Origin of the sequence: Sphingomonas sorbitolis, assembly GCF_036663875.1 — a bacterium.
In the GTDB taxonomy this organism is placed as follows: domain Bacteria; phylum Pseudomonadota; class Alphaproteobacteria; order Sphingomonadales; family Sphingomonadaceae; genus Sphingomonas.
The window spans coordinates 568,398-586,000 of record NZ_JAXOJS010000003.1 but is presented as its reverse complement, the minus strand read 5'-3'; the positions used below and the strand labels follow the sequence as shown (position 1 = coordinate 586,000).

Sequence of the window (17,603 nt, the reverse complement as noted above, 5' to 3'; positions counted from 1 at the left end):
GGAGAGGTTTGCCCATCCATCCGGGGTCATCCACGCGCGCCGGTCATCCTACCACGCATCGTCATCCCCGCGCAGGCGGGGATCCATACTGGCTGACGTCATCACTTGGCCGCACTGTCTGAGGGTCTGGGTCCTCGCCTCCGCGGGGATGACAGACAAATGAAAAAGCGAATTTTTCGACACACCTCTTGAACCGGAAACAGTCTGCGATATATCTCAGAACATGAACGAAGATATATCGGAGAACACTCAAATGCGTTTTGGTATTGGATATGGAGCTTGGACCGGCGGCCCCCGTGGCGACGGTCACCGGCATGGTGGTCGCGACCACGGACCTGAGCATGCTGCGTGGAAGCAGGGTGGTGGCCCACGTGGGCGTGGCCGGCGGCTGTTCGACGGTGGCGAATTGAAGCTCATCATGCTGAAGCTGATCGCGGACACGCCGCGCCACGGCTATGACCTGATCCGCGAGATCGAGGGGCTGACCGGCGGCGGCTATGCGCCGAGCCCGGGGGTCGTCTATCCGACGCTCAGCATGCTCGACGAGATGGGGCTGATCGAGGAGCAGCAGTCGGAAGGCGCGAAAAAGCGCTTTGCGGCGAGCGACGAGGGCCGCGCGCATCTGGCCGAGAATGCGGCCGTGGTGGACGGCCTGTTCGCGCGGCTGGCGGCGGTCGGGGCGGAATCCGAGCGGACCGATGGCGCGCCAATCCGGCGGGCGATGGGCAATCTTCGGCAGGTGCTCCAGCACCGGCTGATGCGCGAGGACGTCAACGAGGACACGCTGCACGAGGTTGCGGCGCTGCTCGACGAAGCCGCGCAGAAGATCGAGCGGCTCAAGTGAGCGTCTCGGTCGCACGCGTGCCGACGCATTCGGCGAGCAAGTATCTCCAGCAGCTCGCCAAGCATTGGAGCCACAAGATGGAGGTCACCTTCTCGGAGGAAGAGGGCCGCATCGCCTTCCCGAACGGGGCGGTTCTGGAGATGCGCGCCGACAGCGAAACGCTCGACGTCGCGCTGACCGTGCCGGAGGGCGAGGACGTCGAGCGGATGCGCGGGGTGGTGTCGAGCCACCTCGACCGGTTTGCGTTCCGCGAGGCGCCGCTGACGTTCGATTGGGCGACGGTCTGACATCGTCCCCCAAACCGTCATCCCGGCCCTCGATCGTCATCCCAGCGAAAGCTGGGATCTCCCCATTCGGGTCGCGGCGCCCGCCAACAGGGATACCCCAGCTTTCGCTGGGGTGACGGGGAGGGGAGCGGGGGGAAGGTGAATTCGAAAGGTACACGTGGCAGACAACTTAGCCACCCCGCCGTGCCATCACCTCGAGATACGTATCCAGCACCGTCTGGTTGATCGTATCCCACAGATACCCGGCGGCCTTGTCGTGTCCGGCCCAGCCCATCGTCTCGCGCAGGCCCGGCTCCGAAACAATCCGCCCGATCGCGTCGGCATATCTTGCGATGTCCGTAGGTGGCACCAGGAACCCGGTCACGCCGTCATCCACCAGCCCGACCGCGCCCGACGCACGTGCCGCGACCACCGGCACACCTGCCGCCATAGCCTCCAGCGTCACGTTGCCGAACGTCTCGGTCACGCTCGGATTGAAGAACACATCCATCGACGCGACCGCGCGGCCGAGATCGTCACCCGACTGGAACCCGGCGAAGACCGCGCCCGGCACGCGCTCGGCGAACCAGTCGCGTGCCGGGCCCTCGCCGATCACCAGTACCTTGTGCCGTACCCCGCGCTGCTCCAGCGTTCGGATCACGTCGGCGAAGACGTCGAGACCTTTCTCTTTCACCAGTCGCCCGAGAAACCCGACCGCAACCTCGCCATCGGCGATCCCGCGCGCGCGCCGCCATTCGAGATCGCGGCGCGTCGGTGCGAAGCGGTCGTGGTTCACGCCGCGTGACCAGATCGCGGTCGGCGTCGTCACGCCCCAGTCGCGGACGATCTCCGCCATGCCGCGCCCCGGCACCAGCACTTCGTCGACCCGGTTGTAGAAGCGCGTGAGGATCTTCACCATGATCGGCTCGAAGAACGCCATCTTGTAATAGCGGAAATACGTCTCGAACCGCGTGTGCAGCGACGCGACCGTGGCGATGCCGTTGCGCCGGCCATAGCTGATCGCGCGGTGGCCGAGAAAATCGGGCGCCGACACGTGTACGATGTTCGGCGCAAACGCATCGAGATCGCGACGGATCGCCGCGGGCAGCCCGCGCGCCATCTTGTATTCGCCGCGCCCTGCAGGGAGCGGCAGCGACGGCACCGCGACCAGATCGCCGGTCGGCGGGAAGGCCGGCTTGGCGTTGGTCGGCGAATAGACACGTACCGTCGCGCCCTTCGACAACAGATGACCGACGAGCAGATTCAACGCCTGGTTCGCGCCGTCGCGGACGTAATTATAGTTGCCGCTGAACAGGGCGATGCGCAGGTCGGTGGCGTGCATCATCGCGCGGATAACGCCGTGCGCTGTCAAGCGCCACTAAATCCGCAACATAGGTCGTATGCCGGCCATTGATGTTCCCGTATCGTTCTCGTACATCGGCCGCATGGCGAAACCCCAGAAGCGTTATGTGTGTCAGTCCTGCGGATCGGTGTCGCACCGCTGGGCGGGGCAATGCGCCGATTGCAACGAGTGGAACACGCTGGTCGAGGAGGCGAACACCGCCGCCACGCCGTTCCATTCGAAGCATAATCTCCAGACCGGCGGCCGCGCGATCCAGCTGGTCGGGCTCGATGCGGAGATCAAGCTGCCCGACCGGATGGCGACCGGCATCGCCGAACTCGACCGGGCGCTGGGCGGCGGGTTCGTCGAGGGTTCGGCAACGCTGATCGGCGGCGATCCTGGGATCGGCAAGTCGACGCTGCTGTTGCAGGCGGCGGCGAAGATGGCGCTGGCGGGGCAGTCGGTCGCGTACGTCTCGGGCGAGGAAGCGGCGGACCAGGTGCGTCTGCGCGCGCGGCGGCTGGGCTTGGGCAATGCGCCGGTACAGCTGGCGGCGGCAACGTCTACGCGCGACATCCTGACGACGTTGCAGACCAAGCCGCCCGCGATGCTCGTGATCGATTCGATCCAGACGATGCACTCCGACCTGATCGAGGGCGCTCCGGGGACGGTCAGCCAGGTCCGTGCCTCGGCGCAGGAATTGATCCGCTTTGCCAAGGAACGCGGGACCGCGGTCGTGCTGGTCGGGCACGTGACGAAGGACGGCTCAATCGCCGGCCCTCGCGTGCTCGAGCACATGGTCGACACGGTGCTGTCGTTCGAAGGCGAGCGGAGCCACCAATACCGCATCCTCCGCGCGATCAAGAACCGCTTCGGCGGGACCGACGAGATCGGGGTGTTCTCGATGCAGACCGAAGGACTGGCGGAGGTCGGCAATCCGTCGTCGCTGTTCCTGACTCACCGCGACGATGCGATGACGGGGGCGACGGTGTTCCCGGCACTGGAGGGAACGCGGCCGGTGCTGGTCGAGATCCAGGCGCTCACCGTTCGCCTGGCGTCGGGAGCGACCCCGCGGCGCGCGGTGGTTGGCTGGGACTCGGGCCGATTGGCGATGATTCTCGCGGTGCTGGAAGCCCGGTGCGGGCTGAGCTTCTCGAACGCCGAAGTCTATCTCAACATCGCCGGTGGTTACCGCGTGCAGGATCCGGCTGCGGATCTGGCGGTGGCGGCGGCGCTGATTTCGGCGATGTCGGAGCGGCCGGTGCCGGTCGATGCGGTCGCGTTTGGCGAGGTCGCGCTGTCGGGTGAGATCCGTCCGGTCGCGCATGGCCCGCTGCGATTGAAGGAGGCGAGCAAGCTGGGATTCGAACGCGCGCTGGTGCCCGCGTCGATGACGGGGGAGAAGAGCGGGATGAAGCTCTCGGGGTTCAAGACGCTGGCCTCGTTCGTCGATCACATGATGGGGCGGGGGTAACGAACACAAGAAGGTAGCTTGTTTCCCCGCGAAGGCGGGGACCCAGACTGGACTCCCGCCTTCGCGGGAGAACAAGATGTGGGCGCACCATGTCGGGCTGCACGCACAGGTCCGCTCGGGATGGGTGGCGTTCCAAAGCAGTTTACCGCGTCATCGCGGACGCGTTTGGCACCGATACCCCAGAGATGAAGCACCACCCCGGCGGAGGCCGGGGCCCAATTGGGAGACGCTGCTGGCGGTCCCTGTGCGTCGGCACCACGACCTTTCCAATTGGGCCCCGGCCTCCGCCGGGGTGGTGTACCAACTGCGTTCGTCAGGAACCGATCGATCAAGCGCGTGACGGCATCCCCGCCCGCAAATCCGCAACAACCCCCAACGCATGGCCTCTCGCGGCAGCCATGCTATGGCGCCCGCATGGCGAACACTAAAAGCAATACCGGCACGGTTGAGGTCGATGGCACCCGATACGATTGGAACCTGGAGCGCGAGCCGCAGCACACGGATGCCGAGGGCTGGAAGGGCATGACGATCTCACTGTTGCAGGACGATGCGCAACGCGAGGCCTTGCTCGAGTTCCCCGCGCCGAAACGGCTGTTGAAGGGGTTGCCGCGCGGGCGGCTTCAGATCGACGACGCGACGATCGCTCGCGGGGTGCGGGCGGCGTTGGCCGCGGGATGGGAGCCGATGTCTCGGGGCAAGCCGATGGTCTTCACGGTGGATTCCGAAGGGAATTGAACCGTGGATCGGCGTGACATCCCGACCCAACCACATGCCGACGTGGAAACCGCGCTGCTGGGACCGATCCTGCCCGATCGGGCGTGCGGGGATTGCACGGCGTGCTGCACCGAGCTGACGGTGAAGACGCCCGAGTTCGCCAAACCCGCGGGAACGCCGTGCATCCACCTCTGCGACCAAGGGTGCGGTATCCATGCGGTTCGCCCGCGCATCTGCCGGACGTGGTTCTGCGTCTGGCGCCGGGTCGCGAGCCTGCCCGACGCGGCTCGGCCCGACCGGTCCGGGCTGCTCGTGTCGCTCAATTTCGTCGACAAGCCGCAGACCTGTCTCGAGGGCGTCTCGATCCATGTCCGTATGCTCGCCGGCAGCGATGCGATCGCGAACGGCATGGCGGCGGCGGTATTGGACGCCGTGTGCGACCAGCTAGTCCCGGTGTGGTTCAGCGACGGGGCGGAGAAAATGCTGATGCATCCCGACAACGACGTTGCCGGCTTCGTCCTCTCGGGAGAACCGGCGCCCGCACATCTGCAGGACGAAGTCGCCGCGTGGCGCGAACGCTACGGTGTTTTCGGCTTGAACCGCTAAGAATCGTCGAGCGCAACCCGCACTAGCGGTTCGCCTCCCGCGTCCCTATTCCAGAAACCATGAACCTTTCCGCCCTAGACATCGTCGTCCTGCTCGCCGTCGCCGGCTCGGCGGTGCTCGGGCTGATCCGCGGGTTCGTCACCGAAGTCCTGTCGATGTTCGCCTGGGTGGCGATGGTGGCGATGTTGAAGCTGTTCCACATCCCGCTCGCCGCGGCGCTGTCGCCGATGATCGGGACGGTCGGTGGCGCCGCGGTGCTCGCCTTCGCGATCATTACCGGCGTCACCTATATCGGCGGGCGGCTGGTCGCCAACGCGATCGGGGCGCGGACGCGGACTTCGATCCTTGGTCCGGTCGACCGTGCGCTTGGCTTTGGCTTCGGGGCGTTGAAAGGGTTGATCCTCGCCAGCCTCGTCTTCCTGCTCGCGACGCTGGTCATCGACACGATGAGTGGCGGGCCATCGCGCCGCCCGGAATGGATGACCCGGTCGCGGACGTACCCGCTGCTCAATGCAACCAGCGCGGGCATTGCCGATTTCGTCGACCGCCGTCGTCGCGGTCAGCCCGTATTCGGCGCCCGCACGCCGCCTTCCAAATCCGATAACGCAAGCGAACCAAAGCCATGAGCGCGCCCCTCTACAACGCCGAGATCCTCCGCCTCGCCGCGACGATCCCGCATCACGAACGCCTGCCCGAGCCGATGGCGACCGCGGAGAAACGCTCGCCGATCTGCGGCAGCCGGGTGACGATCGACGTCGCGGTGGACGGCGAAGGTCGCGTCAGCGAGGTCGGCTTGCTGGTCCGCGCCTGCGCGCTGGGGCAGGCGTCGTCGTCGTTGCTGGCGGCGAACATCCTCGGCCGCACCCCTGCCGAGCTCGCCGCGACCCGCGACGCGCTGACCGCGTGGCTTGCGCGCGAGGGCGAAGCGCCCGATTGGCCGGGGATGGATATCTTCACCCCCGCGCTCGACTATACCGCGCGCCACCCGTCGATCCGCCTCGCCTTCGAAGCCGCCGCCGAGGCTGCCGATACCGCTGCAAAGGCGAAAGTCTGATGGCGGAGGGTACGGCCCCGTCGCTGCTCCGCGACGGCGTCGTATTGCTCGGGTTCGGCCTGATGTTCGTGCTGCTGTTCCGGCGGCTCGGGCTCGGTGCGACGCTGGGTTATCTGGTCGCGGGTGCGGTCGTCGGACCGCATGTGCTGGGACTGGTCGGCGATGCGGAGTCGAAGCTCGGGTTCGCCGAGCTTGGCATAACTCTGCTCCTGTTCATCGTCGGACTCGAACTCAATCCCTCACGCTTGTGGCGGATGAAGGAAGAAATTTTCGGTCTCGGCCTCTTGCAGGTCGCGATCTGCGGGCTCGCAATCACCGCGATCGTCTGGGTCGGGGCGAAGTTCTCGCTCCCCGCCGCGCTCGCGCTCGGCCTCCCTCTGGCGCTGTCGTCGACCGCGCAGGTGCTGCCAATGCTGCGCTCGTCGGGGCGGATGCGGACGCCGTTCGGCGAGCGTGCCTTCTCGATCCTGCTGTTCCAGGACCTTTCGATCGTGCCGCTCATCACGATCGTCGCGGCGATGAGCCGCAACCCGGCCGATGCCAACGCGCCGCCGGGCTGGCTGCTCGCGGTTTATACGGTGCTTGCGGTCGTCGGTCTGGTGATCGCCGGGCGCTTCCTGCTGCGGCCGTTCTTCCGCCTGATCGGCAATCTCGGCGAGCGCGAGATGTTCGTGTTCGCCGGGCTTTTCACGGTCATCGCCAGCGCTGCGATCATGGAATGGCTCGGCCTGTCGACCGCGCTCGGGGCGTTCATCGCCGGCGTCATGCTCGCGGACAGCCCGTATCGGCATGAGCTTGAGGCCGATGTCGAGCCGTTCCGCTCGATCCTGCTAGGCCTGTTCTTCCTCGCGGTCGGCATGGTGCTCGACCTAGGCGCGATCGCCGAACGCCCGTTCTTCGTGATGGCGATGGCGGCGGCGCTGATCCTCACCAAGACCAGCGTCATCATGCTGATCGGCATGGCGTTCAAGATGACGTGGCGGCAGGCGTTCGCGCTCGGCCTGTTGCTGAGTCAGGGTGGCGAGTTCGGCTTCGTGCTGTTCGCGCAGGCGCAGGCCGGGCTGCTGATCGAACCGCAGGCGGCAAGTCTGTTCGGTGCGATCATCACGCTGTCGATGGCGACGACGCCGTTCCTGATGGGGATCACGCGGCGCTTCCGGACCGAGCCGATCGCCGAGGGGCAGGAGCGCGACGGCCCCAAAGTGGACGGCGCGAATGCGATCATCGTAGGCTATGGGCGGTTCGGCCAGACGGTCGGCCAGATGCTGCTCGCGCAGGATATCCCGGTGACGCTGATCGACACCGATATCGAGATGATCGACATCGCCGGCGAGTTCGGCGCGAAGGTCTATTACGGTGACGGCACGCGGCTCGACCTGTTGCGGCAGGCGGGCGCGGCGGAGGCGGAGATCATCTGCTTCTGCATGGACGGCGACCAGCTCGATCCCGATACGATCGAGGGTGTGCACGAGGCGTTCCCGAAGGCCGCGATCTATGTCCGCGCGTTCGATCGCCGCGCGTTGGTGAAGTTGAAGAACACGTCGGCGACGGCGGTGGTGCGCGAGGTGATGGAGTCCGCGGTCAAGATGGCGCGGCTGGCGCTACGCGGGCTCGACGTGTCGCCGACCGATATCGACCGCGCGGAGGAGGTGTACCGATCGCGCGACAAGGAGCGGTTGCAGCTCCAGATCGATTCGGGCGACATGCGCGCGGCGCGGGCCGAGACTGCCAAACGCTTTCCCTGGGGGAATGATACGCAATGATCATCGCCATTCTTGCAGCCTTGTCGGGCGCGATCGCGGTCGCGGCGGGGGCATTCGGCGCACATGGCGCGAGCGGGTCGGCCGCGGAATGGTTGAAGACGGGCGCACAATATCAGCTCGTCCATGTGGTCGCGGCGCTGGTCGCCATCCGCATGGAGGCGCGGGGGCCGGCCTGGCTGTTCGTGGTCGGCGCGGCGATCTTTGCGCTGACGCTGTACGCGATGGCGCTGGGGGCACCGCGCTGGTTCGGGGCGATCACGCCGATCGGCGGGGCGCTGCTGATCGGCGGCTGGTTGTGGCTGGCCTGGAGCGCCCGAACCTAACCAGGCACGAATGGGTCAGCGCAGTTCCTGCTGCCAGAGTCGCATCTGCTCGATCGGATCTGTCTCGGCGATGGCGGTGGCGATCGCCGCACGATAGCCGCCGGGCCGCAGCCCGTAGCGAGCCAGGAATGCGCGGCTTGCATGGCTTTCGGTGACGAGCCCTGCATCGAGCGCGATGTCCGCGAATGAGCGCCGTTCAGCGGCGTTGGAGAGCGCCCGCCGAACATGCTCCAGGCGACGTGCAAGTATGAAGGCCGCAAGCCCGCGTTGCGGCCGCAGCATCCGGTACAGCGTTGCGCGCGAGACGCTGCTTTCCGCAATCGCCGTCTCGGGATCGAAGGTCGGGTCGCCCAGCCGTCCATCGACCAATGTGCGAAGCTGACCAAGCCGCCGCCCGTCGCGGCTGCCTTCGACCACTGCGTCGTGTAGACCATAGGCTTCCAGTGCAACCTTCAACAGCGTGCACAGCGCGGAGGTCGCAGCCGGAAGCGACGACGTCTTCATCGTTGGCAGGTTGGATAGCAGCGACCCGACGAAATCGGCGTAAAGCCGGCAATGATCGGCGGCCAGCACGCGCCCATGGAGCGCGCCGATCGGCCCTACGGTCTCCTCGATCCGGTCTTGCGCGATCGCCAGCGTCGCGATCCGCGCGTCCCGCATCATGTTGCGTGTCGCGCGGCTGACATCGATCAGGACGATTTCGCCGGCCCTGATATCCAGCATGCCATCGCCGAAATCGACCTGCAACAGGCCTTCGAATACCAAGGTAACGGTCCAGTGCGTAAACCCGTCGTGCCCGACCCGCTGTTCGCTCCGACTATGGCTTATGTCGTTGAGCCGCCGGTTGTAGAGCAGCGCGCGGTCCAGTCGCCACGCCTCGAACGTCGCACGCGGGTTGGGGCCGACCTGCGTGACGTCGGCGCCGATCGCATATAAAGCGCGATAGCGATCCATCCGCTCGTCCGGCGGCAACGCCTCGCTGTCGAACGCGACCCGCTCGGGTGTTTCGGGACTGGTCATGCGGCGCAGTGCTGGCGATAGCGATATCGTACCGCACCGACGGCCATGGCGCAGACGCAACTCGCGATGACGCCTGTCGTGAATAACGCGGTGCCGAGCGCCTCGGCCGGGGACATGATGCCCGCCTTGATAGTGGCGGGACCGCTATGCGCAAAGGTCGCCAGCGCCCCCGTCAGCAAAGGTCCGATACCCACGCCGACCAGCGTGACCAGCGCGAAGAAGATGCCGTTGACGGTGATGCGTGCCGACACTGGACTTAGCATTTGGACACCGAACAGCCCGCAAAACGATGCGATCCCGAGCGTGAGGTTCGCGATCGCCACGCCGACCGCCGCCCCCGCCAATCCAGGTGCCCAGACCAGTGCCGCAAGCGGCAGCAATGTTGCGATCAAGCTGACCAGGATGATCGCCGGGACATGACCGTGCCAGGATGCGTAGCGCGTCATCAGCCAGCCGCCCGCAAGCTGGCCAGCGGGCGCGGTGAAGAGCGTGATGGCCCCCAGCAGCATTGCCGCCTGGGCGGGCAGGATCGCGCGGTCTCGCACGAAGAGGGTCGGCAACCACGCGCCCATCGCTTGAATAAGCATTATGGGCATGATCGCCGCCGCAAAGAACAGCGCGATGGTCCCCCATTGGACACCGGCGTGTGCCGACGCCCGGGGTGGCGCCCGTAGCGCAGTCGCCAATGGGCTGGGGAGCAGATCGGGCATGGGATCATCGAACGCAGGCCCGACGGAGCGGTGGCGCGCGTCTCTCTTGCGGAGACCGGCGAGCAGCGGGATCATCACGATGTTCGGCAACGCGGTGATCATGAAGAGCAGGCGCCAATGCGCGATGCCGCCGAGAGCGCTTGCAGAATTACCGGGGGTGATGACGGTCAATGCCGAAAGCAGGGCGCCGATCGTCAACAGCGCGGTGCTTCGCCCGATCGTCGACCCGCTCGTGAAGAGCGACAGCGCGCGCGCGCGACCGTCGATGCCTGCAACGTCGACGAGCCAGGCGATCGCGACCGGCACGAACATCGCCTGACCGATGCCGAGCCCCGCTCGCGCCAGCATCAGCGTGGCGGTGGACTGTGCTGCGCCGGTCACGAGCGTGGCAGCGGTCCAGATCGTCACGCCGCCGATCAACCACCATAGCGATGCCCGCCGCCCACGGAGGATCGTCGCCAGCACCAATGCGGTCACGCCATACGGCAAGGCGAACGCGGTCCCGATCAGCCAACCCGCTCCGGCATCGGTCATCGGCAGGTCCACACGCATCAACGGCAACGCGCCACCAATCATGGTACGATCGATGAACGCGAGACAATGAAGCGTGGCGAATATGGTAATAATACGCCTGATGACCCGCGCCCCCCGGCGTTCGATATTTCCAATAACAGCAGCGACTTGGTCTTCGCCGTCGCAGGGGTCAAGCCTTGGTCGCGACCGGCCGGCGGCCGTGCAATCAGGCGGCGGTGGCTGGTGTAATTGTGACAAGATCGTGGGGGCGGGGGGCAGGACTAGCTTGGCTGAATCTTGTATTCGGATAGAGGATAAAAACATCCAAATCGGGCCGGTTTTTATAACCAAGGTTTTGGCGACCAGTCTGGGGTAAGTATTGTTATGCTTGTTGCAGATATCGCGAAAAATGGTCGAGCAATCGGCGCAAATGGCCCTGCAGATTATAGTTAATCCATAGAGTGATGCCGATCTTTTGCCCAGGCGACGATGCTTGCTTGGCTGGCGCCGGTGTCTAAAAGACCGGGTGCAGGGGAGTAGAGCATGGCATATCGAACGACACGCAGGACGATGCTCGGCGCGATGGGGGCAACCCTCGTCTTTCCGCTGGCGGCGGCGGCGCGCGCAGCTAGGGCAGTGAGCTTCGCACCGAGACTGATCGCGGGAACCTATGCGCGCGAGGGCGGCAAGGGTCTGTATCCGATCGCCGGCGCAGGCGATCGATGGCGGGTCGGCACGCCGGTCACGGGGATCGCGGATGCATCGTTCGGGATCGGCGGCGGTCCGGGCGGCATGTGGTATCTGGTCCGCGAGCAGGCGCAGGGTGAAGTGTCCGCTTATGCCACCGGCTGGGCCACTGGCTGGGATCGCCGCGCGACGGTGTCGACCGGTGGTGCCGACCCGTGCCACCTGGCGCTCGATCGGCCATCCGCCTGCCTCGCCGTCGCGAACTATTCGAGCGGCAGCGTCGCGTTCATCCAGCTCGATCAGCGCACCGGGGTGCCCGCACCCGCGACGGTGTTCCGCCATGCGGATACGGGTATCGGCGCGCGCATGGGTACCGGGAAGGATCACGACCGCCAGGAAGCACCGCATGCGCACTGGGTCGGGTTCAGTCCGGACCGGCGCTGGCTTCATGCGGTCGATCTCGGGGCCGACGCGATCTTCGCCTATCGCTTCGATCCGCAGGCGCGAAGCGTGGCGCCGCCGGTGGTCGCATGGCGCGCGCCGGCCGGGGCGGGGCCGCGTCACATCGCCCGGCATCCGCGGCAGCCACTGGCCTATGTCGTCTGCGAGCTGTCGAACGCGCTCTATACGCTCGATGCGCGCACGGACGGGCACTTCGTGACCCGTCACAGCATCTCGACCCTGCCCAAAGGCCATACCGGCGCGTCACAGGCTGCGCATATCGCGATCGATCGCGCCGGGCGGCGGCTTTACGTCTCGAACCGCGGCCATGACAGCATCGCCGTGTTCGCGCTCGATGCCGCGGGCGTGCCGACGCTGCTCCAGCACATCGCCAGCGGTGGCCACTGGCCGCGCGTCTTCGCGCTGCTCGATGACGAACGCCGGCTAGTCGTGGGCAACGAGCGATCGGGGACGCTGGTGGTCTTCCGGGTCGCCGGCGATGGCCGTCTCGCGGCGACCGGGGAGACGCTGTCCGTACCGGGCGTCGTGTTCCTCGGGCGACCGGAATAGCCGTATCCGACGCGACCGGGGCGTCGATCTGCGCGTCGTTTGAGCCAGCGGCGGCGCGGACATTGCCCCGGCTTTGCGATTATCCCGCGATCTCCTATGTTCGCCGTGCATTGGTGTCCGATAGTGGCGCGCCGGGCGAGAGGAAGGAGTGCCAATTGGCACAAGACGACGACCTGCCGACGCGGGCACGGACAGGGATCGACGGGCTCGACGATATCCTCAATGGCGGACTGACCCCGGACCGGATGTATCTGATCGAGGGGACGCCGGGCACGGGAAAGACCACGCTTGGGCTGGGGTTCCTGCTGGCTGGCGTGGAGGCGGGTGAAATCGGCCTGTATATCACGCTGGCCGAGACCGAGGTCGAACTGCGCGCGGTCGCCAAGACGCATGGCTGGTCGCTCGATCCGCTGGTGCTGTTCGAGATGGTCCCTGCGGACGGGTTCAGCGAAGATCACGAACAGACGTTGCTGCACCCGAGCGAAGTCGAACTCGGCGAGACGATCCGCGACGTGATGGCAAAGGTCGACGAAATCCGTCCGGCGCGGATCGTCATCGACAGCCTGTCCGAATTGCGCCTGCTCGCGCAGAGCCCGATCCGCTATCGTCGCCAGATCCTCGCGCTGAAGCACTTCTTCTCGACCCGCGACTGCACCGTGCTGTTTCTCGACGACAAGAGCGGCAGCGGCAGCGATCTCCAGTTGCACAGCATCGCGCACGGTGTGGTGTCGCTCGAACAGACGCTGTCCGGCTTCGGTGCGCAGCGGCGTCGCATGCACGTCGTCAAGATGCGCGGCGTGCGGTACCGCGGCGGCTATCACGACTTCGAGATCGAGCGAGGCGGGCTTCGCGTCTATCCTCGACTAGTCGCGTCGGAGCACGGCGATCCCTATTCGGACGAGGCGATGTCGACCGGGTCGAACGAACTCGACGCCTTGCTCGGCGGCGGGCTCATTCCCGGCACGGCCACGCTGCTGACCGGCCCGGCGGGCGTCGGCAAGACCACCGCATCGGTACAGTGCATGATCGCAGCGCTGAAGCGTGGCGAGCGCGCCGCCTATTTCCTGTTCGACGAGCGGCTGCCGACGTTGCTCAAGCGGAGTGCCGCACTGGGCATGGACATGGCGCCGTTCGTCGACAGCGGGCAATTGCTGTTGCGTGCGATCGACCCTGCCGAAATGTCGCCGGGGGAATTCTCGAACGCAGTGCGTGCGGCGGTCGAGGTGCACGGTGCCAAGGTCGTCGTGATCGACAGCCTGAACGCATACCTGCAAGCGATGCCGAACGAGCAGTTCCTGATCCTGCAGATGCACGAGATGCTGACCTATCTCGGCCAGAAGGGCATCGTCAGCCTGCTGATCCTCGGGCTGCACGGCATCACCGGGGACGTCCGGTCCGATGTCGACCTGAGCTATCTGTCCGATACGATCGTCCAACTGCGCTATTTCGAGGCGCATGGCGAAGTCCGTCAGGCGATTTCGGTGATCAAGACGCGTACCGCACGGCACGAACGGACGATCCGGGAGTTTCAGATCGGCAGCAGTGGTCTGCATGTCGGCGAACCTCTCCGGCATTTCCAGGGCGTGCTGACCGGCGTGCCGACATTCTCCGGTGAAGGGAAGACACTCATGGTTAGCCGGATCGGGACCGAGGACGCGCAGCGCTAGCATGCAGGATCGGGTGCTAATTCTCGCGCCGCGTGGCCGCGATGCGGCAATTGCGGCCGACCTGCTCGACAGAAACGCGATCGTTGCGACGATCTGTGACGATCAAGCGGCGTTGCTCCGACACCTCGATGTCGCGGCGGGTGCGGTGCTGCTCACCGAGGAGGCGCTGACCGCCGAGGATTCGACCGCGCTGACCGCCTGGGTGTCCGCGCAACCAAGCTGGGCGGATATCCCGTTCGTCGTGCTGACAAACGGCACCAAGACGCCGCGGACATTGCACGCGACGCAGCGCCTGCGCGATCTTGGCAATGTCGTGCTGCTCGAACGGCCGCTCCATGCCGAGGCGATGCTGGGCGCGATCCGATCGGCGCTGACCGCACGCAGTCGGCAATATGAACTGCGCGATGTCGCGGTCACGCTCGAGCGTGCTGTCGAGGATCGTACCGCCGAACTCCGGCTGGCGCGTGAAAGCCTCGAAATCGCGCTCGATGCGGCAGGGATGGGCAGTTGGGACTTCGACCTGAAGACCGGAGAAACGCGCCGGACCCAGCGGCATGACGATATCTTCGGGTATCCGCACGGGGTTGCGCAGTGGAACCTCGACTCGTTTCTCGAACATATCGATCCCAAGCAGCGCGACGACGTGAAGCATGCGGTCGACGAGGCCTGGCGGATCGGGACGCTCGATCTCGAATGCAGCATCGACGCGGCCGACGGGGTCAAGCGCTGGGTCGTCCTCAAAGGCCGGGTCCGCCACGATCCCGAAGGCGCGGCGGTACGGATGTCGGGCGTCATCTCCGACGTGACCGATCGCAAGGAAGCCGATGCACAACTCGCGCAGGCGCAGAAGATGGACGCGATCGGCCAGCTGACCGGTGGCGTGGCGCATGATTTCAACAATCTGCTGACCCCGATCGTCGGCAGCCTCGACCTGATGCGACGGCGGCACAAGGATGACGAGCGGACGCAGCGGATGATCGGGGGCGCGCTACAGGCGGCCGAGCGCGCCGCGACGCTGACCCAGCGCCTGCTCGCGTTCGCGCGGCGCCAGGCTCTGCAGCCGCGCGCGGTCGATATCGGCGCATTGATCGACGGGCTTGTCGACCTGATCCGTCGATCGCTCGGACCGTCGATCACCGTGGTGCTCGAAGTGCCGCAACATCTGTCGTCGGCGCGGGTCGATCCCAACCAGCTCGAACTGGCGCTTCTCAACCTCGCGATCAACGCGCGTGATGCGATGCCGGGGGGCGGGCGGCTGACGCTGTCGGTCAGTCAGTCGGTGGTCGACGACCGCAATATGGTCGGCCTCGCGGCGGGGAGTTATGTCCGGCTGACCGCGGCAGATACCGGAACCGGGATGGACCGCGCGACGCTGGCGCGGGCCACCGAGCCGTTCTTCTCGACCAAGGGCGTCGGCAAAGGCACCGGGCTCGGCCTGTCGATGGTCCATGGCCTTGCCGCACAATCGGGCGGCACGCTGCGCCTGACGAGCGAGCCGGGTGCTGGGACCGCAGTGGAGCTTTGGCTGCCCGCGACGACCGAGACACCCGTCGATACGATCGAAACCGCGTCCGAACCCGTCCAGGCGCGACAGGGCGCGAAGGTGCTGCTGGTCGACGACGAGGATCTGGTGCGCGCGGCGACGGCGGATATGTTGCGCGACATCGGCTATGTCGTCATCGAGATGGCATCGGCGAGCCAGGCGCTGTCGGCGATCCGATCGGGCGTCGATGCCGATATTCTCGTCAGCGACTACCTGATGCCAGGGATGACCGGGGGGCAGTTGATCGGGGAGTTACGATCGTCAGGCAACCGCATGCCGGCGCTGCTCGTCACCGGCTATGCGGCGGCGGGCGAGGATGTCCCCGACGACATCATCCGGCTCGCCAAGCCGTTTCGCCAGGTCGACCTTGCCGCGCGGGTCGACGAATTGCTGCGGCAATCGCCCGCGAAACGGCCGAAACTTCGCGCAGTCGATTAAGGCTGATCGCGCATTCGATTTAAGACTGCCACCTCGGCTTTCGCACCGCGATGCCGGACACGGTCCGGCCTCCAAGGTCTGTAAAATCGACGGCCCCGCGCCCTGTTTTCCCGCAAAGGCGGAGCCCGGTCTGGATCCCCGCCTTCACGGGGAAGCAGGCTTGCTTATTCGAAAAGGATACTCAGCGGATCATGCGCGCGATCGTCTTGGCCGCCGCCGCGCCGTAAGGCGGCTTCAACCCGGCGAGCTTGGCGACATCGAGCCGCGATTGCTTGAAGACGGCGCGCGCGTGGCTGAAGGTGCGGAAGCCGTCGATGCCGTGATACGCCCCCATCCCCGATGGGCCGCTGCCGCCGAAGGGGAGGTCCTCCATCGAGATGTGGAAGATCACGTCGTCGAGCGTCACCCCGCCCGAGATGGTGCGGTCGAGCACGCGGCGGCGTTCCGCCTCGTCGCTGCCGAAATAATAGAGCCCTAGCGGCCGGTCGCGGCGGTTCACCTGCGCGATCGCGTCGTCGATCCCGTCGTAGCGGCGGATCGGCAGGACCGGGCCGAAGATCTCCTCCTGCATCACGATCATGTCGTCGGTCGCGTCGCGGACGATGTGCAGCGGCATTTTCCGCGAGTTGGCGGCGCCGAAATCCTCGTTGGCGGGGTTCACGACCTCGACCGTCGCACCCTTCGCACGGGCGTCGGCGATCCAGTCGGTGAGACGCTGGTGGTGGCGATCGTTGACCACCGAGGTGTAGTCGGCGTTGGCGAGCAGCGTCGGGTACATCGCGCTGGCGGCGGCCTTGATGCCGTCGACGACCTTGGCCTCATCCGCCGAGGGGACGAGCATATAGTCGGGCGCGAGGCAGATCTGGCCCGCGTTCATCATCTTACCGAGCGTCACGCGTTCGGTCGCCTTCGCGATATCCGCCGATGCACCAAGGATGACGGGGGACTTGCCGCCGAGTTCGAGCGTTACGGGGGTCAAATTGTCGGCGGCGGCGTGGAGGATGTGGCGGCCGATCGCGGTCGCGCCGGTGAAGATGAGGTGGTCGAACGGGAGCGCGGAAAACGCCTTGCCGACCTCCGCATCGCCCGAGACGATCGCGAGTTCGTCCTGCGCGAAATACTTGGGGGCGATCTCCTCGAACAGCGCCGCGGTGGCGGGGGTGTATTCACTCGTCTTCGCCATCGCGCGATTGCCCGCGGCGAACACGCCCGCGAGCGGCCCGATCAGCAGGTTCACGGGGAAATTCCACGGCGCGATGATGCCGATCACGCCCTTGGGCTGGTATTCGACCCACGCCTTCGCGCCGAGCAGGCCGAGCGGGAACTGGACCGGACGGCGGTCGCGCTTCATCCAGCGGTCGAGATGCTTGGCGGCATGCGCGATCGGCGCGAGCGACGCGCCGATATCGGTCATCATCGTCTGCTCGCGGCTGCGGTGCCCGAAATCCTCCGACACGGCGTCGCAGAACCGCGCCGCGTTATCGCGCACCATCGCCGCCGCACGCTTGAGTCGGTCGAGACGGACCGCCTTGGTGACCGGCATCTCGGCCATGAACGCTTCGCGCTGGGTGGTCAGGATGGTGTGCATGTCGGTCATCGGGGCATCCTAGGAATGGGGAGTTTTCAGG

General features: G+C 66.2%; 16 protein-coding genes. 12 read left to right on the top strand and 4 right to left on the bottom strand.

Annotated elements, in window-relative coordinates; all coding sequences use genetic code 11:
• The first annotated feature begins 253 nt into the window (after positions 1–253).
• Together U1763_RS11985 and U1763_RS11980 are read left to right on the top strand one after the other, a co-directional pair.
• On the top strand, positions 254–844 hold the full coding sequence (locus U1763_RS11985) for a PadR family transcriptional regulator (protein WP_332755382.1): 591 nt from the start codon (positions 254–256) through the stop codon (positions 842–844).
• Positions 841–1,131, top strand: a complete 291-nt coding sequence (locus U1763_RS11980) for a DUF2218 domain-containing protein (RefSeq protein ID WP_132897586.1) — start codon at positions 841–843, stop codon at positions 1,129–1,131. Before U1763_RS11985 ends, U1763_RS11980 begins: the two co-directional genes overlap by 4 nt.
• Positions 1,132–1,300: 169 nt before the next feature.
• Here U1763_RS11980 and U1763_RS11975 read toward each other — a convergent pair whose 3' ends face one another.
• The gene (locus tag U1763_RS11975) at positions 1,301–2,452 is read right to left on the bottom strand and encodes a glycosyltransferase family 4 protein (RefSeq protein ID WP_332755416.1); all 1,152 of its coding nucleotides are present in this window, start codon (positions 2,450–2,452) and stop codon (positions 1,301–1,303) included.
• Between the two features lie 103 nt (positions 2,453–2,555).
• On the opposite strand from U1763_RS11975, the gene radA reads away from it, so the two are divergent.
• The 7 genes from radA (at position 2,556) to U1763_RS11940 (ending at position 8,386) form a co-directional block, all read left to right on the top strand.
• Positions 2,556–3,926: a DNA repair protein RadA gene (gene radA / locus U1763_RS11970; RefSeq protein ID WP_132897587.1), complete on the top strand. Its 1,371-nt coding sequence runs from the start codon at positions 2,556–2,558 to the stop codon at positions 3,924–3,926.
• A gap of 414 nt (positions 3,927–4,340) precedes the next feature.
• The gene (locus tag U1763_RS11965; RefSeq protein WP_183129013.1) at positions 4,341–4,661 is read left to right on the top strand and encodes a hypothetical protein; all 321 of its coding nucleotides are present in this window, start codon (positions 4,341–4,343) and stop codon (positions 4,659–4,661) included.
• A 3-nt stretch (positions 4,662–4,664) separates the two neighbouring features.
• Positions 4,665–5,246, top strand: a complete 582-nt coding sequence (locus U1763_RS11960; RefSeq protein ID WP_332755381.1) for a YkgJ family cysteine cluster protein — start codon at positions 4,665–4,667, stop codon at positions 5,244–5,246.
• Positions 5,247–5,305: 59 nt separating this feature from the next.
• On the top strand, positions 5,306–5,872 hold the full coding sequence (locus U1763_RS11955; protein WP_132897589.1) for a CvpA family protein: 567 nt from the start codon (positions 5,306–5,308) through the stop codon (positions 5,870–5,872).
• Positions 5,869–6,300, top strand: coding sequence for an iron-sulfur cluster assembly scaffold protein (locus U1763_RS11950; RefSeq protein WP_332755380.1), 432 nt, complete (start codon positions 5,869–5,871; stop codon positions 6,298–6,300). The genes U1763_RS11955 and U1763_RS11950 overlap by 4 nt, the downstream gene beginning before the upstream one ends.
• A complete protein-coding gene (locus tag U1763_RS11945) occupies positions 6,300–8,063 on the top strand; it encodes a cation:proton antiporter domain-containing protein (RefSeq protein WP_332755379.1) in 1,764 nt (587 codons plus the stop codon). Before U1763_RS11950 ends, U1763_RS11945 begins: the two co-directional genes overlap by 1 nt.
• Positions 8,060–8,386: a DUF423 domain-containing protein gene (locus U1763_RS11940; RefSeq protein WP_332755378.1), complete on the top strand. Its 327-nt coding sequence runs from the start codon at positions 8,060–8,062 to the stop codon at positions 8,384–8,386. The genes U1763_RS11945 and U1763_RS11940 overlap by 4 nt, the downstream gene beginning before the upstream one ends.
• A 15-nt stretch (positions 8,387–8,401) precedes the next feature.
• Here U1763_RS11940 and U1763_RS11935 read toward each other — a convergent pair whose 3' ends face one another.
• Positions 8,402–9,406: a helix-turn-helix domain-containing protein gene (locus U1763_RS11935; RefSeq protein ID WP_332755377.1), complete on the bottom strand. Its 1,005-nt coding sequence runs from the start codon at positions 9,404–9,406 to the stop codon at positions 8,402–8,404.
• Positions 9,403–10,953 carry an MFS transporter gene (locus U1763_RS11930; protein ID WP_332755376.1) on the bottom strand — a complete coding sequence of 517 codons (1,551 nt, stop codon included), beginning with the start codon at positions 10,951–10,953 and terminating at the stop codon, positions 9,403–9,405. Before U1763_RS11930 ends, U1763_RS11935 begins: the two co-directional genes overlap by 4 nt.
• A 219-nt stretch (positions 10,954–11,172) precedes the next feature.
• Between U1763_RS11930 and U1763_RS11925 the strand changes: the two genes are divergently transcribed.
• The 3 genes from U1763_RS11925 to U1763_RS11915 all read left to right on the top strand — a co-directional run bounded on the left by U1763_RS11925 (position 11,173) and on the right by U1763_RS11915 (position 15,975).
• Positions 11,173–12,327: a lactonase family protein gene (locus U1763_RS11925; RefSeq protein ID WP_332755375.1), complete on the top strand. Its 1,155-nt coding sequence runs from the start codon at positions 11,173–11,175 to the stop codon at positions 12,325–12,327.
• 155 nt (positions 12,328–12,482) lie between these two features.
• Positions 12,483–13,994, top strand: a complete 1,512-nt coding sequence (locus U1763_RS11920) for an ATPase domain-containing protein (RefSeq protein ID WP_332755374.1) — start codon at positions 12,483–12,485, stop codon at positions 13,992–13,994.
• A gap of 1 nt (position 13,995) precedes the next feature.
• A complete protein-coding gene (locus tag U1763_RS11915; protein WP_332755373.1) occupies positions 13,996–15,975 on the top strand; it encodes an ATP-binding protein in 1,980 nt (659 codons plus the stop codon).
• A gap of 181 nt (positions 15,976–16,156) precedes the next feature.
• On the opposite strand, the gene U1763_RS11910 is transcribed toward U1763_RS11915, so the two are convergent.
• A complete protein-coding gene (locus U1763_RS11910; RefSeq protein ID WP_332755372.1) occupies positions 16,157–17,572 on the bottom strand; it encodes a coniferyl aldehyde dehydrogenase in 1,416 nt (471 codons plus the stop codon).
• Between the last annotated feature and the right edge of the window lie 31 nt (positions 17,573–17,603).

Coding starts and splice junctions, on each gene's coding strand:
- U1763_RS11955 (WP_132897589.1), top strand. CDS start 5,306: ATGAACCTTTCCGCCCTAGACATCGTCGTCCTGCTCGCCGTCGCCGGC.
- U1763_RS11975 (WP_332755416.1), bottom strand. CDS start 2,452: ATGCACGCCACCGACCTGCGCATCGCCCTGTTCAGCGGCAACTATAAT.
- U1763_RS11930 (WP_332755376.1), bottom strand. CDS start 10,953: ATGTTTTTATCCTCTATCCGAATACAAGATTCAGCCAAGCTAGTCCTG.
- U1763_RS11985 (WP_332755382.1), top strand. CDS start 254: ATGCGTTTTGGTATTGGATATGGAGCTTGGACCGGCGGCCCCCGTGGC.
- radA (WP_132897587.1), top strand. CDS start 2,556: ATGGCGAAACCCCAGAAGCGTTATGTGTGTCAGTCCTGCGGATCGGTG.
- U1763_RS11940 (WP_332755378.1), top strand. CDS start 8,060: ATGATCATCGCCATTCTTGCAGCCTTGTCGGGCGCGATCGCGGTCGCG.
- U1763_RS11950 (WP_332755380.1), top strand. CDS start 5,869: ATGAGCGCGCCCCTCTACAACGCCGAGATCCTCCGCCTCGCCGCGACG.
- U1763_RS11965 (WP_183129013.1), top strand. CDS start 4,341: ATGGCGAACACTAAAAGCAATACCGGCACGGTTGAGGTCGATGGCACC.
- U1763_RS11915 (WP_332755373.1), top strand. CDS start 13,996: ATGCAGGATCGGGTGCTAATTCTCGCGCCGCGTGGCCGCGATGCGGCA.
- U1763_RS11925 (WP_332755375.1), top strand. CDS start 11,173: ATGGCATATCGAACGACACGCAGGACGATGCTCGGCGCGATGGGGGCA.
- U1763_RS11945 (WP_332755379.1), top strand. CDS start 6,300: ATGGCGGAGGGTACGGCCCCGTCGCTGCTCCGCGACGGCGTCGTATTG.
- U1763_RS11935 (WP_332755377.1), bottom strand. CDS start 9,406: ATGACCAGTCCCGAAACACCCGAGCGGGTCGCGTTCGACAGCGAGGCG.
- U1763_RS11910 (WP_332755372.1), bottom strand. CDS start 17,572: ATGACCGACATGCACACCATCCTGACCACCCAGCGCGAAGCGTTCATG.